At 66.0% G+C, this 15487-nt stretch carries 17 protein-coding genes and 3 pseudogenes; 13 read left to right on the top strand and 7 right to left on the bottom strand.

The window, feature by feature from the left end; all coding sequences use genetic code 11:
* A pseudogene (locus CCS01_RS35320) lies at positions 1-96 on the bottom strand (IS5/IS1182 family transposase); the annotation flags it as partial.
* Positions 97-643: 547 nt separating this feature from the next.
* Here CCS01_RS35320 and CCS01_RS17505 point away from each other — a divergent pair.
* Both CCS01_RS17505 and CCS01_RS17510 read left to right on the top strand, forming a co-directional pair.
* Positions 644-1327 (top strand): hypothetical protein, encoded by a 684-nt coding sequence (locus tag CCS01_RS17505; RefSeq protein WP_104520065.1) that lies wholly within the window; start codon positions 644-646, stop codon positions 1325-1327.
* A gap of 3 nt (positions 1328-1330) precedes the next feature.
* Positions 1331-2689, top strand: coding sequence for a type IV secretory system conjugative DNA transfer family protein (locus CCS01_RS17510; protein ID WP_104520066.1), 1359 nt, complete (start codon positions 1331-1333; stop codon positions 2687-2689).
* A 133-nt stretch (positions 2690-2822) separates the two neighbouring features.
* Here CCS01_RS17510 and CCS01_RS17515 read toward each other — a convergent pair.
* The 4 genes and pseudogenes from CCS01_RS17515 to CCS01_RS17530 form a co-directional block, all read right to left on the bottom strand.
* Positions 2823-3726: pseudogene (locus tag CCS01_RS17515) on the bottom strand (IS1 family transposase).
* Positions 3727-3767: 41 nt separating this feature from the next.
* Complete coding sequence (locus CCS01_RS17520) at positions 3768-4808, bottom strand: P63C domain-containing protein (RefSeq protein WP_158258459.1); 1041 nt, start codon at positions 4806-4808, stop codon at positions 3768-3770.
* 76 nt (positions 4809-4884) lie between these two features.
* Positions 4885-5115 (bottom strand): RNA-binding protein, encoded by a 231-nt coding sequence (locus CCS01_RS17525; protein ID WP_104520068.1) that lies wholly within the window; start codon positions 5113-5115, stop codon positions 4885-4887.
* Complete coding sequence (locus CCS01_RS17530; protein ID WP_146101824.1) at positions 5108-5413, bottom strand: hypothetical protein; 306 nt, start codon at positions 5411-5413, stop codon at positions 5108-5110. Before CCS01_RS17530 ends, CCS01_RS17525 begins: the two co-directional genes overlap by 8 nt.
* 196 nt (positions 5414-5609) lie before the next feature.
* Between CCS01_RS17530 and CCS01_RS36155 the strand changes: the two are divergent.
* The 9 genes and pseudogenes from CCS01_RS36155 to CCS01_RS17575 all read left to right on the top strand — a co-directional run.
* A pseudogene (locus CCS01_RS36155) lies at positions 5610-5672 on the top strand (colicin E3/pyocin S6 family cytotoxin); the annotation flags it as partial.
* Positions 5673-5714: 42 nt separating this feature from the next.
* Positions 5715-6062, top strand: coding sequence for a hypothetical protein (locus CCS01_RS17535; protein WP_104520070.1), 348 nt, complete (start codon positions 5715-5717; stop codon positions 6060-6062).
* Between the two features lie 133 nt (positions 6063-6195).
* Entirely contained in the window at positions 6196-6429 is a 234-nt protein-coding gene (locus CCS01_RS17540; protein ID WP_104520071.1) for a colicin E3/pyocin S6 family cytotoxin, read from the top strand.
* Positions 6422-6787: a hypothetical protein gene (locus tag CCS01_RS17545; RefSeq protein ID WP_104520072.1), complete on the top strand. Its 366-nt coding sequence runs from the start codon at positions 6422-6424 to the stop codon at positions 6785-6787. Before CCS01_RS17540 ends, CCS01_RS17545 begins: the two co-directional genes overlap by 8 nt.
* 95 nt (positions 6788-6882) lie before the next feature.
* Positions 6883-7230 (top strand): hypothetical protein, encoded by a 348-nt coding sequence (locus CCS01_RS17550; protein ID WP_104520073.1) that lies wholly within the window; start codon positions 6883-6885, stop codon positions 7228-7230.
* A 60-nt stretch (positions 7231-7290) separates the two neighbouring features.
* A complete protein-coding gene (gene hisS, locus CCS01_RS17555; RefSeq protein WP_104520074.1) occupies positions 7291-8526 on the top strand; it encodes a histidine--tRNA ligase in 1236 nt (411 codons plus the stop codon).
* The gene (gene prfA, locus CCS01_RS17560) at positions 8523-9578 is read left to right on the top strand and encodes a peptide chain release factor 1 (protein ID WP_104520075.1); all 1056 of its coding nucleotides are present in this window, start codon (positions 8523-8525) and stop codon (positions 9576-9578) included. The genes hisS and prfA overlap by 4 nt, the downstream gene beginning before the upstream one ends.
* Positions 9579-9795: 217 nt before the next feature.
* Complete coding sequence (gene prmC / locus CCS01_RS17570; protein WP_104520077.1) at positions 9796-10707, top strand: peptide chain release factor N(5)-glutamine methyltransferase; 912 nt, start codon at positions 9796-9798, stop codon at positions 10705-10707.
* 226 nt (positions 10708-10933) lie between these two features.
* On the top strand, positions 10934-11419 hold the full coding sequence (locus CCS01_RS17575; RefSeq protein ID WP_104520078.1) for a DUF4167 domain-containing protein: 486 nt from the start codon (positions 10934-10936) through the stop codon (positions 11417-11419).
* A gap of 568 nt (positions 11420-11987) precedes the next feature.
* On the opposite strand, the gene CCS01_RS17580 is transcribed toward CCS01_RS17575, so the two are convergent.
* Entirely contained in the window at positions 11988-12803 is an 816-nt protein-coding gene (locus tag CCS01_RS17580; protein WP_104520079.1) for an NUDIX hydrolase, read from the bottom strand.
* Positions 12804-12860: 57 nt separating this feature from the next.
* On the opposite strand from CCS01_RS17580, the gene CCS01_RS17585 reads away from it, so the two are divergent.
* On the top strand, positions 12861-14732 hold the full coding sequence (locus tag CCS01_RS17585; protein ID WP_104520081.1) for an ABCB family ABC transporter ATP-binding protein/permease: 1872 nt from the start codon (positions 12861-12863) through the stop codon (positions 14730-14732).
* An 11-nt stretch (positions 14733-14743) separates the two neighbouring features.
* Positions 14744-14989 (top strand): hypothetical protein, encoded by a 246-nt coding sequence (locus CCS01_RS17590; protein ID WP_104520080.1) that lies wholly within the window; start codon positions 14744-14746, stop codon positions 14987-14989.
* Between the two features lie 257 nt (positions 14990-15246).
* Here the strand turns inward: CCS01_RS17590 and CCS01_RS34700 are convergent.
* Positions 15247-15487 (bottom strand): hypothetical protein (locus tag CCS01_RS34700; RefSeq protein ID WP_204848326.1); only part of this gene is annotated, 241 nt, incomplete at its 5' end.

Genomic DNA, 15487 nt, shown 5'->3' on the forward strand with positions numbered 1-15487 from the left:
GTTGTTCGCAGCGGTCACGCCAACGGACCCCGGACGGCCCGGCAAATGGTCCTTGATCCGCTCCCACTGGTCGTCGCGCAAGGCATGTCGATGCATCGGTCAGCCTCTCCAAAGCTGACTGCCTATGCATCGAAGAACCGGGGCTGCTGGAATCGGGAAGCCGCTTGTTGATCAACGATTCCGCCGCACTGTTGCAGCCCAGACTCACTCGGCTGGCTCCAATTGACGACACGCCCTAGGTCTGGTACCGGCCAACGCCGTGCCAGGCTTCCTCGCAGGCACGGCGGACCCAGTCTCACAGGGGCGGCAGAGCCTGGTCTTGCACACCGCCCACAAAGCCTGGAAGATGCCGGACCGTGAATGGACCACTGCCAGAACGCAGTTTACCGTCCGGTTGGGCAACCGCTTCAGCGTCACATGGCAGGCACAGGTGAAACCGAACCTTCCCGCCGTCCTTCCCTCCGCCGCCCCGCCGGCGGGGTCCGCGACCGCGCGCTAGCCGCCATGGCCCGGCCGCCCGTGCCCGCTCCCGTCGCATCCGCCACCCCTACCGGTGCGTTCACGCCACGAGCCGCCCCGGCCCACGCCCCGCGGCGACAGCAGGGCGGCCCTGCGACCACAACCGCACCCGGAAGGACGCGTCATGTTCCAGCGTAAGCCGCGCTACCTGATCGACCAGCACGGGGAACTGCGGCACATCTACCATCGCCAGGGCCGGTTCTTCCCCTACTTTGGCCGCTCGCTCCGCCCCGACGCCCCCAACCTCAGCGCCGTCGAGATCAACGGCAAGTGGGTGCTGGTCGAGGTCGACGGCAACGAACAGAAGAAAGCCACCGAGCTGAAGCACGCCGCGCACCGCCGGCAGAGCCTGCTGCTGCGCACCCTGCTCGGCGCCGCCTACGCCGCCATCGCCTGGAACGGCCCGTTCGGCCACCACTGGATCGGCCCCGCCAAGCTCTGGGTCACCGCGCAGGCCGCCGCGCTCGGCGCTTCAACGGTGCTCCAGCGCGTCACCGAGGGCGTGACCATGCTGCTGCTGGACGGCCTCTGCCTGCTGCTGGCGCTGCTGGCGCTGCGCCACGCGCTGGCGGCGCTGAAGTTCCTGCTGCTGGAGATCCTGTATCGCCTGGGCTTCCCGTTCATGAAGGGTGCCAAAGCCGATTTGCTGCCGACGGTGCCGCGCAAGCCGCTGATGTCGCTCAATCTGCCCTGGAAGGCCGATTTCGAGAACCCGCTCGACGCCGCCCGCCTGATGGCCGCCGGCGGCGCCGGCCAGCCGCGCGGCGTCCCGCCCGTGCCCAAACACCGTCGCCTGACTGGAACCTGAGCCATGTGGGACAGCAACGGCGGGGTCTATCTCGGCTACGCCACCGACCGCACCGAGGGCGACCCGCCCGCCTCCGCCCCCGTCATCCAGTACGTCGGCGACCGCCACCTGATGAGCATCGGCCCCGCCGGCTGCGGCATCACCCGGCGCCTGCTGCAGCCCAACGTGCTGGCGCTGAAGGACTGGTCGCTGGTGGTGGTCGATCCGGGCGGCGAGATGGCCTCCCGCTGCGCGCAGCAGCGCGACCCGGAGATGACGCAGACGATCATCCTGAACCCGTTCGGGGTGAACGGCCTGCCGAGCCACGGCTGCAACCCGGTCGCGGCGCTGGACCCCGGCTCGGCGGAGTTCGCCGACGATGCGCTCGACCTCGCCGAGGCGCTGATCCGTCCCGATGGCGTCGCGGCGTCCATCGCCGCCTCGGCGCAGGACCTGCTGACGGCGCTGGTCATGCATGCCCGGCTGACCCAGGCGGGCGGCGGTGACCTGCCGCACGTGCGCCGCTGCCTCGGCCAGCCGGCCGGGGGATTCCGCGCGGTGGTCGCCGACATGATCGCCGCGGCCGAGACGCATGACTGGCCGGAACTGGCGCTGAAGGCCGCGCGCTTCGCCTGGATCGAGGCCGACAACCGGGAGCTGAACAGCATCCTGTCCTGCGCCCTGACGCAGACCCGCTGGCTGGACAGCCGGCCGATGCAGGCGGAGCTGGGGACGGGCCCGGTCGATTTCGCGGTCCTGCGGGAGACGCCGACGACGGTGTTCCTGGTCCTGCCGCCTCGCCGCCTGGGCACGCACGCCGCCTGGCTGCGGGTGGTGTTGGCCGGCATCGTCCAGGCGCTGATGCGCAGCGGCGGCGCATCGACGGTGCCGGTGCTGCTGATGCTGGACGAGTATGCCACCCTGGCCCGCGGCGGCCTGCCCTGCATCGACGGCGCCATGGCGCGGTTCGCCGATTGCGGGATCAAGCTGTGGACGGTGTGGCGGGACCTGGCGCAAGTCAGGACGCTGTACGGCGACGGGTTCGAGAGCTTCGTCGGCGCGTGCGGCGTGCTGCAGGCGTTCGCGCCGCAGGACATGGTGACGGCGGAGTACCTCAGCCAGCGCACCGGGCTGACGGCGTATGAGCTGGAGGCGAAGAGCCGGACGGTGGCGGTGGCGCCGGGCACGTCGATCTCGCAGTCGCAGGCGGCGACGACCAGCTATCACGCGGTGCCGCGCATGCTGCCGCAGGATCTGCGCAACATGCAGGACGGGTTTTCGGTGATCTTCTCGCACAAGGTGCGGAATACCATACGGGCGTATATGCCGGTGCCGGGCACGCGGGCCGCGCGGCGGCGGTCGTTCCTGCGGCTGCACCGGTGAGGGGCGCGCAGCCAAGCCGCCATCCACGTCCCTTAGCGAATTGTTAACCTCAGCCCCGCATCCTGCTACCGCCAGAAACGCGGAGGCACCGGTTGGGCCGCAAGCCGATACCCCGGCCGGTAGTGCCTCACTTTCAAATTCCAAAGTTTGAGACGACCCCCGGTTGATCCTTAACCTTGTACATTCGAGGCCGCTTCGGCACCTCGGCTTGAGCGTCGATCATCGCGACCAGGTCCGCCATGCTCCACAGCTTGTCAGTGAGGCCAGTAGCCATTGCCGGGGAGCATTTCAGTGTCTTGTGGATGCGGACGTAGTTGTGAAACACGGTGTAGAGGCACACCATTGCGTAGTGCGGCTCAACCTTCTTGCTGAAGCCGTTGGTCAGCCGCGTAAACCGACGCATGCATATCCGGAAGTTCAGATTCTGGCGCTCTACATATGATGTCGAGACGTGATCCGGATCGGGCCGACCTTCAACGCGGGTTTTTTGATGCCCGTGCATTCGGCTGGGCTGTAGCGGCCCGCCGGGCCGGGTGTGGCGCCATAGAGCTTTTTGCCAGCATGGCGTAGTCGATATCGGCGCCGAAGGCGCCCTCAACCGCGTCAAGGTAGGCTTTGTGGCCATCGGTTGTCAGTTGCACGCGGCGGGCCAGCCGCGACGCCGCGTCCTGCATGAACTCGTTGGCGTAGTCAGCGTCCCAACCGCCGACCAGGAAGTTGATGATCAGCATGCTATCGGCATCTAACGCGGTCCATGTCCAGCAGTCTCCGGCGCCTTTCGGCGCGGCCTTGGCCGTCGCGACGTTCTTCTGCTTGGCATGAACGAACGACCAGATTTCATCGCACTGGACCCGCCTGGACCGGACGTTGCGAACTTCCCGGTCGTGGAACACTTCGCATGCCTTGCCGGCTTCCATCAGCAGCTTGGACACCGAATTCGGCGACACATCCGCCACGTGTGCGACGGAGTTTATCGAAGACCCCTCGCACAGCATGGAAAGGCTTTGGATGCGCTTCGCGGTCGGGAGCTTGTTCATACCCGGCATGATATGAATTTCCATGCTTAGCGTCAAGCATCTTATTTCATTTGGTCAAGATCATCGAGAGCCATACTCAAAGTAGTGTTGGGTTTTGGATAAGCTCTTTGGAGCATTTCTTTGAACTGACGCCAGTTTGTCGCAACGCGCATGATTGCCACGACGCCGTCCAAATGGGACTTCAGTTCCGGTATTCCGTGCTGAGTCGTAAGGAACTGTGTGAGCTTGTGTTTGAGGCGCCCCTTCTCATCTCGGCCGGCATAATCGTGTAACTGTTCCTTCAAGCCGGGTCCAAGTCGATCATAAATAATATCATTAGTCCAATGGCCTATCACGCCCGGACGTTTTGTAGAAGCCTCATCAAATTCCCACTTATTTAGCTCGAAAATTCTCTTATAATATTCGTTCGGAAAGTATTTCTTCCACGGTTGCAGCTCTTTGACGAGCCATTTATCGATGATCAATTCTATATTATTCTTTGCGCGCAAATACTGATATCCGGTCGCTTCGTCTACCGCCGATATAACGCCCGCAAGTGACCAAGCTGCGATAAGTAACTCACATCGCTTGGCTATATGAAATTGCTGCTTTTGCAGCTTTTCCGCCCGGCGGGCCGCTAGGATGGCCAAGCAGATGCCATGCAACACTTCGGCATCGTAGCCATACGCGATCGAGCCATTGGGGGCTCTGAACTTAATGGGGCTAATGGTCGCCGCTGTTATATCCTTGGAAAGGAAGGGTTTTATTCGATCTCCCTGCACGAAATTGGCCAGACGGTCACCGCCCACACTAGAGCTACCTCGGGACATCCCGAGTGCATCGACCATGCCACGCTGCACGAAGACCCTGCGTTCCCCTTCAATCACGTAGCATGGGATTTCGATCTCCAGAGACGGTATGCGCATAGGTCGGTCCGTAGAACCGCAGAGGACTTTCGGGAGGTCTTCGCTCTCGTCTTGCTGCCATCGCGCCGCAGCAGCGGCCTTCGCAATCTCGGAACGGCGCTCCGACGGAAGCGCCTTTGCGCGGGCCTTCCCACCCTTAGACTGCGGTGAGCCGTTGGTATCGAAAAAGTCAGCCATGTTAGTGTCCATGCTTGCTGGCGTGCTTGCTAGCATGTGCCATTCGACGTTTGCAAGCATGGAATGGAGATGCTTGCTATTTCTTCCACCGCTTCGCCGCGGCCTTCCTCGCAATCTCCGCCCGCTGCGCCGGCGTGAGATTGCGCGCACGCGCCGCGCCGCCTAGCTTACCCAGTTGAGCGCCCGGCGACGGCTCCGGCGCGTCCTGTCGATCATCCGGTTCCTCGCCCGTGGCGATCCGCATCACCTTCACGGCCCCTCCGATCACGTCGGTGGGGCGCTTCTCGCCTCGGGGACCTTTAGGCATCGACGCCTCTCCTGTCTGCAATAAGCGACGGCCCAATCTCTTTTAGGTGCTCTGGCGAGGCAAAAATTCGCCACGTCAATACATCCTCAAGACGTTTGATCCATTGAATCAAGGAGCGGTCTAAGATGAGCGTGGGAGGTATGAAAATCCGCCCGGTTGCTTTCATCTCCGCTGCGCAACGCGCGCGCGTCGATTTAAACGACTCATTGAGAGTCATGACCTGATATTGCCCCACAAACTTCTCCTGGGGCATCAGCTTCCAAACATCTTCGATTGAGTTAACGGCGTCTCGGTTCACTTACACCACCATGCCTACCGCTAAGCATGATAGGCGTTCACGCGTCGAACTTCAAACTCGTCTCATTCTTGGGATTTTCAAAGTGAGGCACTACCCCCGGCCAAGTTTACTCGACACCTGCGAATACCTCGGGTACAATTATGGTGCCCGTAGATGACGCCATCCAACCTCGGAGTTGATTTTCACCTGAGATTCCTTGCATGGCGAGATTGAAGGTTTCTCGGCGCGCGGCGAACATCGGGGCGCTTTTGATCCGGTGACGGGCAGCGCATCAAGCCCCCGGTCAAAGGGAGGCGGATACGTGCCTGACGTCGAAATCAAAGCCCCCACGTTCCTCGACCTCTACCTGCAGGGCCGGGCGACGGCCGACGACGGCAACGATTTCGTCTCCGCCTGGCACAACAGCGGCGACGAGGAACAACGTCCGCTGACCGAGTTCCTCGGCATGACCGAGGAGGAGTACAACCTCTGGACGATGGACGACCGCACCCTCCCGGTCATTGCGGCTGCCCGCCAATCGGGCGTGTCGAGTATCGAAACCCTCATCGCCGAGCACGTCCGCCGGATGCGTGCCGAAAACGACCCGATCAACGACGCCGCACTGTATTGCCTCGGCCACTGGCTGAAGGCCCGGGGGATCGACGCCTGACCGTTACAGCAACCAGATTCAATATGGCTGCGACCAACCTGGATCGTGAGTGACTGAGCGGAGGCAGTCTCCTTAATGAAGTGTTAACTTCGGTTCAGCATGTTGTGCCCAATCAGCCTTACGGAGCCGGCGATTGGGCCGAAAGCCGATCCCTCGACCGAGTTATCTCGACACCTGCGACTATCTTGGATTTGTCTTTGGCGAACGCCGGTGGCGCAGCAAGAATGGCACTCGGCTTCTCACCTGGGACAGCCTGCACGGCGAAATCGAGGTCTTCAATTTGCGCGGGAAGCACGTGGAGGTATTGGATGCGATCTCGGGCAAGCCCCTCAAAGGCGCCATCAGGGGAAGGCGGATCGATGTGTAGCCAGAGACCGGCCGATTTCTTCTCGCTCTATGCGCGCGGCGACCTGACAGCCGACACAATAGACGACTGGATCGACACGTGGCACGGCGGCCTGGATCCGCGAGCGAAGGACAGTCCTCTCCACACCTATCTGGGCCTGAGCCCGGAGGAGTACGCTCTCTGGGTTTATGATTCGGACGCCCTGCCAACGATCCTGTCGGCCCGCACAACCGGCCGGCTACTTGCCGAACTGGTCAGGGAACGCCTGAGCCAGCTACAGGCCGACCACCGTCCATTTGACCTCACCACGGTGCGGGGACTGCAGATATGGCTCGACAGCCATTCCGAAACCCAGCCGATGACAGCGTCGGTTCGCTGAAACGTTCAACTTGGTCGCTGCCTCGGACCGTCGAAACACAACACACCCGCAAACCGGCGTGCGGATCAAGCCACCCGCAAAAGGGAGACGGATACGTGTCTGACGCCCAAACCAGGCCGCGCGCCTTCTTCGACCTGTTCATCGACGGTCAGGCGACCCAGGACGACGTCGATGACCACGTCTCCGCCTGGCATGACTCCGGCGACGAGGAACAACGCCCGCTGGCCGAATTCCTCGGCATGACCGAGGAAGAATACGGCATCTGGATGATGGACCGCCGTCTCCTGCCCGAACTCGCCCTCGCCCGCCGCCCCGGCGCCCCAACCATCGTCTCCCTCATCACCGACCGCGTCCGCCGCATGCGCGCCGGCAACGACCCGCTCGACCGCACCGCCCTGTTCAGCCTCGGCCACTGGCTGAAAGCCCGCGGCATCGACGCCTGAAGTCCTTGCCGCCCCGCCGCGCGTCACTATAACACCGGGGCAAAGCATCAGGGACCCAACGTGACCGACCTGCAACCCGTCCGCGGCACCCGCGACCTGCTCGGCGAGGACCAGCGCCGCTTCCACCGCGTCGTGGATGTCGCCCGCCGCGTCGCCGCCACCTACGGCTTCGACGAATGGATCACCCCGATCTTCGAGGACACCCGCGTCTTCGCCCGCACCCTGGGCGAAACCTCCGACGTGGTGATGAAGGAGATGTACACTTTCCCCGACCGCGGCGGCGACTCCCTCACGCTCCGCCCCGAAGGCACCGCCGGCGTCTGCCGCGCCCTGGTCACCAACGGCCTGACCCAGTCCCTGCCGCAGAAAGTCTTCTACGCCGGCCCGATGTTCCGCTACGAGCGTCCGCAGAAAGGCCGCTACCGCCAGTTCCACCAGATCGGCCTGGAGCTCATCGGCCCCGCCGAACCGCTGGCGGACGCCGAAGCCATCGCCTGCGGCTGGACCATCCTGGAAGCCCTCGGCGTCGCGTCCGACACGGTGCTGGAGCTCAACACCCTCGGCGACAAGGACAGCCGCGACGCCTACCGCAGCGCCCTGGTCGCCTACTTCACCGACCACAAGGCCGACCTGTCGGAGGACAGCCTGAACCGGCTGGAGCGCAACCCGATGCGCATCCTCGACAGCAAGGACGAAGGCGACCGCCGCATCGTCGCCAACGCCCCGACCATACAACCTTACCTCACGGAAGCCGCCGCCACCTTCTACCAGAAGCTGCAGGCCCACCTGACCCGCTTCCGCGTCTCGTTCGTGGAAAACCCCCGCATCGTCCGCGGCCTCGACTACTACGGCCACACCGCGTTCGAGTTCGTCACCTCCCGCCTCGGCGCCCAGGGCACCGTCATGGCCGGCGGGCGCTATGACGGCCTGGTGCAGGAAATGGGCGGCCCCGCCACCCCCGCCGTCGGCTGGGCTGCCGGGATCGAGCGCCTGTCCATGCTGATGGAGACCGCTCCGCCGCCGCCCGCCCCCGTCGCCGTCATCCCCATCGGCGACGCCGCCGAGGCCACCGCCATCGAGCTCCTCCAGGCGCTGCGCAGCAACGGCATCCGCGCCGAGATGGCCTATCGCGGCAACCTCAAGCGCCGCATGGAGCGCGCCAACCGCACCGGCGCCCGCGCCGCGGTCATCCTGGGCGACGACGACATCGCCAAGGGCGTCGCCCAGGTGAAAAACCTGCAGACCGGCACTCAGGAAGCCATTCCCTTCAGCCAGATCCCGTCGCGCCTGCGATGAGCCTGTCCCTCAAGCTCGACCGCATCGCCGCCCGCGCCGATGAGCTGCGGGCGATGCTCGGCGAAGGCATCACAGGCGAGGCTTACGTGAAGGCGTCTCGAGAACTCGCCGACATCGAGCCGGTGGTCGCCCGCATCGGCGACCTCCGCGCCGCCGAACGCGCCCGCGACGAGGCCGAGGCGCTGCTCGCAGATCCGGAAATGAAGGATTTGGCGGAAGCGGAACTGTATGAACTGAAGGACCAGATCCCCGCTCTGCAGCACGAGATCCGCCTCGCGCTGCTGCCGAAGGACGAGGCCGACGCCCGCTCCGCCATCCTGGAAATCCGCCCCGCCGCCGGCGGCGACGAGGCCGGGCTGTTCGCCGGCGAGCTGTTCACGATGTACCAGAAGTACGCCGAGGCCAAAGGCTGGAAGTTCGAGGTGCTGGACTACAGCGAAACCGGCCTCGGCAGCATCAAGGAGGCCAGCGCCGAGATCACCGGCCGCAACGTCTTCGCCCGTCTGAAGTACGAATCCGGCGTGCACCGCGTGCAGCGCGTGCCGGCCACGGAAAACCAGGGCCGCATCCACACCTCCACCGTCACCGTCGCGGTGCTGCCGGAAGCCGAGGAGGTGGACGTGCAGATCAACGAAGGCGACCTGCGCATCGACATCTACCGCGCCTCCGGCGCCGGCGGCCAGCACGTCAACAAGACCGACAGCGCGGTGCGCATCACCCACCTCCCCACCGGCATCGTCGTGGCGATGCAGGAGGAGCGCAGCCAGCACAAGAACCGCGCCAAGGCGATGAAGGTGCTGCGCGCCCGCATGTACGAGCAGCAGCGCGCCGCCCTGCACGCCACCCGCTCGGCAGATCGCAAGTCCCAGGTCGGCACCGGGGACCGCAGCGAGCGGATCCGGACGTACAACTTCCCCCAGGGCCGGGTGTCCGACCACCGCATCAACCTGACGCTCTATAAGATAGACCGGGTGATGCAGGGCGACCTGGACGAATTCATCGACGCCCTGACCGCTGAGGACCAGGCCGCCCGGCTGGCGGCGGAGGAGTGACGTTGCGCGTTCTCCCCGTCCCCATCGTCGCAGCCGGGCACGTCCTGTTTGTAATGGCCGGGCATGTCCTCTCCATCATGGCCGGGCACGCAACATCCGTCGAGGGCGCGCACGCAACCTCCGTCAGGGCCGGGCCGTACCTCTCCGTCATGGCCGGGCGTGTCCCGGCCATCCACCCCCCTCCGTCGAAGCGCGGGTGGCCGGGACACGCCCGGCCATGACGGAGAGGTACCGTCCGGACGCCGCCACGAGCACCACAACCCCCACGCCCACCGACACCGCTACCGGCACCGCCACCATCACCGACGTCCTCCTCGCCGGCACCCGCCGCCTCTGGAACGCCGTGGACAACCCGCGCCTGGAAGTCCGCCTCCTGCTCGCCCACGCCATCGGCGGCACCCGCCTGGACCTGATCCGCGACCCCGGGCGCGTGGTGGAAACCGCCCTCTTCCACGCCCTGATCGACCGCCGCCTCGCGCATGAGCCGCTCGCCCACATCCTCGGCCGCCGCGAGTTCTGGAGCCTGGACTTCCAGGTCTCGCCCGCCACGCTGATCCCCCGGCCCGACTCCGAAACCCTGGTCGCCGCCGCCCTCACCGCCTATTCCGGCAAGCCACCGCCGCAGACCATTCTCGACCTCGGCACCGGCACAGGCTGCCTGCTGCTCGCGCTGCTGCACGAATTCCCCGCCGCCTTCGGTGTGGGCGTCGACATTGCCCCCGACGCCGCCCGCCTCGCCCGCGGCAACGCCATCCGGCTTGGACTGGCCGATCGCGCGGCTTTCGTGGCGGTGGACTGGACCAATTCCCTGGCCGTGCGGTTCGATCTGGTGGTTTCCAACCCGCCCTATATCCCCACCGCCGGCATCGCCACGCTGATGCCCGACGTCGCCCGCTACGAGCCGAGGGGCGCCCTGGACGGTGGCGCGGATGGCTACGACGCCTACCGGACCATCCTGCGCGACCTGCCGCAACGCCTGCGGCCCGGCGGCGTGGCCGTGCTGGAGCTTGGTATCGGTCAGGCCGGCACTGTTGCCGCGCTGGCACAGGCTGCCGGTTTTACCACGTCACTTCATCTCGATCTGGCCGGCATCCAGCGTGCGATCGTCATTTCCCCGCCCGCCGGATGAAAAATTCGTTTGGCACCGCCAGATGGGCGGTGTACGGTGCGCGATGTGGCAGGGGTGCTGCATCGCAGCGATCCCCATCGTGAAGGCTGTTTCGATAACGCTTCGCGTGCCATGATCAACGCCGATGGAATGTGGCTGGCCAGGGGCATGGCCCGGGTGTGTCTGAACCGGACGACCCGACTGCCCAACGGATCGGCCGACAACGGGAAAGCACGACGGCATCAGTATGAATATGAAGCGCATGCGTGGCCGCAATCATCGTCCGGGCGGCGGCGGTGGCGGCGGGTCCGGTGGCGGTGTCCGCCATCACGCGGCTGGAGGCGTCCCCCTCAACCGCAACCATGTCTTTGACAGCAACGGCCCCGACGTCCGCGTCCGCGGCACCGCCCAGCAGCTCTTCGAGAAGTACCTCCAGCTCGGCCGCGACGCCACCAGCGGCGGCGACCGGGTGACGGCCGAGGCCTTCTTCCAGCATGCGGAGCACTATTTCCGCATCCTGAACGCGATGAACCAAGCGGCGCAGCAGAACCAGCAGGCCCAGGGCGGGCAGCAGGGCGGCCGCCGCAACTACCAGCCGAGCGACGGCTTCCAGGGCAGCGAAGACCCGCCGGGCCAGCCTGAGGCGGATGATGCCGAGCCGCGCGGCGCCGGCTTTGGCGACCAGCCGGAAGCGCGCGACATCCCGATCGCCGCCGCGCCGCCAGAAGCCTGACCGCAGTCCCGTCTTCCCGCGAAATCCGGATGCCGTCCGGATCGTGCATTGCCGCCATGGCCGGACACCGCTGCATCGTCATGGCCGGGCCACCGGCGTATCGTTATGGCTGGGCGTGTCCCTACGGGATGCACGCATCTCGGAAACGACCGCAAAGTCAGGTATCTGCCCGATGGTCGGGAACGACGCCGCATCGTCATGGCCCAGACAGTCCGGTATGGGCATAAAAGCGGCGACGGCCGTTGCCCCATCGTCATGCCGGGCGCAGGCCCGGCATCCACGCCTTCTGCCGGTATCAGCACCGCAAGGCGTGGATGGCGGCCCTGCGGCCGCCATGACGGGGTGAGCCGCGGCCGCGGCGGGTCGTTTCCGAGATGTGTGCATGCGGTAGGGCGTGTCCCGGCCATCTACCCCCGCCGTCGAAGCGCAGATGGCCGGCCATGACGGTGGGGCAACGGACTGGGCGCCAAATCCTCCGTCCCCCATCGCCTTGTCCTGGTACCCATGGGAACACGCCCGGCTATGACGGAGAGAGCGGCCCATCCGCCCCCGCAAGCGTCCGGGTCCGCTACAGCGCCGCTCGCAGCCGCTCGGCCTCCGGCCCGGCGATCAGCCCCTGGCGGATGAACAGGTCGATCATCACCAGGTTCACGTTGAACTTGAAGTCGTTGGTATCCCGCACCGCTTCCAGCGTGCGGCCGATGGGCCACAGCTCGAAGCCCGCCACCTCGCCATCCGTCGGCTGCGGCACGAAATCCTCCGGCAGCATCAGGTCGTAGCAATACAGCCAGTCGCGCCGCAGCCCCTCGGGCCGTTCCATCGCATAGCCGATGGTGGCGACCGGAATCGCGTGCTGCGCCAGGTCCGGCGGGATGCCGGCCTCCTCGGCGGCTTCCTTGACCAGCGTCTCCAGCGGCCCCAGCCCGCTCGGCACGCCGCCGGCGACGATGTGGTCCAGCTTGCCCGGGTCGAGCAGCTTGTCCGATGCCCGCCGCGCCACCCAGACATGCAGCCCGTTGGCCCGCTGCACCAGGCCGTTCACATGAATGCCCGAGGCGCGGATGCCGAAGGCGGGGATGGCGCCGCGATCGATCTGCGCCACCGGCGGCAGGTCAGGACGCTCATACACGTCGAACAGCTCCCCGCGCCAGCGGCAGAAGCCCCGGTCCGCCAGCACCCGGCCGATGGCCGGCAGCGCCACCGGATCGGTCAGCGTGACGCGTAGCCCGGTGCGCCGCACCGCCGGGAAGTCGCGCAGCGCCTCGGCCACCGGCACGGTGACCCAGCCGACGGATGCGTCGCCGATATGGAACGGGACCCGCTCCCCGGGCAGCACGGCGTTGTTGCAGGCGCGCACATGGCGCTCGAAACCAGTCTCTTTCATGTGCGGATTCAGACAGCTCGCCTTTCAAATACCCCGGTATCATGCCACATGCGCAGCATGAGACGAAGCAGCGTTCCACCCGCCCCGGCGGTCCTGCCGCCCTCCCTGCGGGCGGACCGGTCCACCTGGCAAACCATCGTATCCTTGCTGCCCTATCTCTGGCCCGCCGGCAATACCGGGGCGCGTATCCGCGTCGGCGTCTCCCTGGCCTTCATGATCCTGGCCAAGGTTGCCACCGTCTATGTCCCGGTCATCTATGGCCGCATCGTCGACGCCCTGGCCCCGCACGAGCCGGCGCGGTTCGCCTACGCCCTGCCGATACTGCTGATCCTGGCCTATGGCGGCGTGCGAGTCGCCTCGGCCGCGTTCGGCGAGCTGCGCGACGCGCTGTTCTCCTCGGTGCAGCAGCGCGCCGTGCGGCTGCTGGCGTTGCGCACCTTCAGGCACCTGCACGCCGTCAGCCTGCGCTTCCATCTCGACCGCCAGACCGGCGGCCTGTCGCGGGTGATCGACCGCGGCGTGCTGGGCATGCAGTCGGTGCTGCGGCTGGCGGTGTTCAACGTCGTGCCCACGGCGCTGGAGCTGGCGATGGTCACCGCCATCATCTGGCGCATGTTCGACTGGCGCTACGCCGCCGTCACCCTGGTTGCCGTGTTGCTCTACATCGGTTTCACCATGGCGCTGGCCAGCCGCCGCAGCCGCTACCGCCGCACCATGAACGACACCGACAACGACGCCTCCACCAAGGCGCTCGACAGCCTGCTGAACTACGAAACCGTCAAGTATTTCAACAACGAGGTGCACGAGGCGCAGCGCTACGACCACGCCCTGGCGCATTACGAGCGGGCCGCCGTCCGGGTGCAGGTGTCGCTGAACATGCTCAACCTCGGCCAGGCGGCGATCATCGCGCTGGGGCTGACGCTGATCATGCTGCTCGCCGCCTCCGGCGTGCGCGACGGCTCGATGACCGTCGGCAAGTTCGTCGTGGTCAACACCTACCTGATGCAGCTGTACCAGCCGCTGAACTTCCTCGGCATCGTCTACATGTCGATCAAGCAGGGGCTGGTCGACATGGAGCAGATGTTCACCCTGCTGCGGGTCGAGCAGGAGATCGCCGACAAGGCCGGCGCCATCGCGCTGGCCGCGCACCTGTCCGACGGCGCCGCCGGCGAGGTGGTGTTCGACGACGTGCGGTTCGGCTACCAGTCCAACCGGGCGATCCTGAAGGGCGTCAGCTTCACCGTCCCGGCCGGCGGCAAGCTGGCGATCGTCGGGCCGACCGGGGCGGGGAAATCGACCATCAGCCGGCTGCTGTTCCGGTTCTACGACGTCACCGCCGGCCGTATCCTGATCGACGGCCAGGACATCCGCGACGTCACCCAGGACAGCCTGCGCGCCGCCATCGGCGTGGTGCCGCAGGACACGGTGCTGTTCAACGACACCATCCGCTACAATATCGGCTACGGCCGTCCCGGCGCCACCGAGGCCGAGATCCAGCAGGCGGCCAGGCAGGCCCAGGTGCATGATTTCGTGATGCGGCTGCCCGAGGGCTACGACACCCGCGTGGGTGAGCGCGGCCTGAAGCTGTCGGGCGGCGAGAAGCAGCGCGTCGCCATCGCCCGCACCATCCTGAAGGACCCGCGCATCCTGATATTGGATGAGGCCACCAGCGCGCTGGACACCCGCACCGAGCAGGAGATCCAGTCCGCGCTCCGCGCCGTCGCCAACCGCCGCACCACGCTGGTGATCGCGCACCGGCTGTCCACCGTGGTGGATGCCGACGAGATCATCGTCCTGCAGGACGGCCAGATCGCCGAGCGCGGCCGCCACGCCGACTTGCTGGCCGAGGGCGGCCTGTATGCCCGCATGTGGGCGTTGCAGGCGGCCGAGCAGGACCAGCGCGAACCGCAACCCATTCCCGCAGAATAAGGAACCAGCCGATGTCCGACGAAACCAGCGTGCCCCCATCGGACCTCAGCCATGCCGGCGCGGTGGTGGACAAGGCGATCGAGTACATGATGGGGCAGAACATCAGCCCGGTGGCGATCGCCTCGGCGCTGCTGGGCGGGTCGATGGCGCTGCTGTCGCGCTCGATGGCGGACGACGCGATCATAGGCATCCTGAACAACGCGATTGCCTCGATCCGGTCCGGGGAGCTGCACGAGCAGGCAGATCCGGGGGAGTAGGGGCCTGGGGAGAAATAGCCGATCCGCCGGAGCGGGCGCACCGGCCCCTCCGCGTCATGGTGGCCGCAGAGCCGCCACCCACGCCTCTTGGTGCTGATTTCGGCAGAAGGCGTGGATGCCAGGCCTTCGCCCCATGCGTATCAGGATAGAGCGGCGGTTGGAGAAGCATTTGGTGGCCCCGGTCCGTTCTCTCACCGTCATGGCCGGGCGTGTCCTGGCCATGACGATAGGGAGACGACCTTGCTCCGCCCGACGCCCTATCCTGATTCGCATGGGCCTTCGCCCGGCATGACGAAGAGGCAACGACTGCTGCTGCTGAAACCTCCCGCCACCATGACGGTTGGGGCGTCCGTGCGACGATTGAAGCGATTAAGGCTCTTGTCGGGTTCCGGGGTGGTCGGGTGAGGCGTTCCACGGCCCTGAAATCCAACCAAAACCGTGTTGAAAAGGTCCACGACACTGCCCTGTCGGATGACGTGCGCCCCCGCTGCGGCAACA

Origin of the sequence: Rhodopila globiformis, from assembly GCF_002937115.1 — a bacterium.
GTDB classification, from domain to species: Bacteria; Pseudomonadota; Alphaproteobacteria; order Acetobacterales; family Acetobacteraceae; genus Rhodopila; species Rhodopila globiformis.

Excerpts from the sequence above, each read along its gene's own strand:
- CCS01_RS17590 (WP_104520080.1), top strand. The coding sequence starts at position 14,744 with ATGTCCGACGAAACCAGCGTGCCCCCATCGGACCTCAGCCATGCCGGC.
- CCS01_RS17525 (WP_104520068.1), bottom strand. The coding sequence starts at position 5,115 with ATGCCTAAAGGTCCCCGAGGCGAGAAGCGCCCCACCGACGTGATCGGA.
- CCS01_RS17580 (WP_104520079.1), bottom strand. The coding sequence starts at position 12,803 with ATGAAAGAGACTGGTTTCGAGCGCCATGTGCGCGCCTGCAACAACGCC.
- CCS01_RS17545 (WP_104520072.1), top strand. The coding sequence starts at position 6,422 with ATGTGTAGCCAGAGACCGGCCGATTTCTTCTCGCTCTATGCGCGCGGC.
- CCS01_RS17585 (WP_104520081.1), top strand. The coding sequence starts at position 12,861 with ATGAGACGAAGCAGCGTTCCACCCGCCCCGGCGGTCCTGCCGCCCTCC.
- CCS01_RS17520 (WP_158258459.1), bottom strand. The coding sequence starts at position 4,808 with ATGGCTGACTTTTTCGATACCAACGGCTCACCGCAGTCTAAGGGTGGG.
- prfA (WP_104520075.1), top strand. The coding sequence starts at position 8,523 with ATGAGCCTGTCCCTCAAGCTCGACCGCATCGCCGCCCGCGCCGATGAG.
- prmC (WP_104520077.1), top strand. The coding sequence starts at position 9,796 with ATGACGGAGAGGTACCGTCCGGACGCCGCCACGAGCACCACAACCCCC.
- CCS01_RS17505 (WP_104520065.1), top strand. The coding sequence starts at position 644 with ATGTTCCAGCGTAAGCCGCGCTACCTGATCGACCAGCACGGGGAACTG.
- CCS01_RS17575 (WP_104520078.1), top strand. The coding sequence starts at position 10,934 with ATGAATATGAAGCGCATGCGTGGCCGCAATCATCGTCCGGGCGGCGGC.
- CCS01_RS17510 (WP_104520066.1), top strand. The coding sequence starts at position 1,331 with ATGTGGGACAGCAACGGCGGGGTCTATCTCGGCTACGCCACCGACCGC.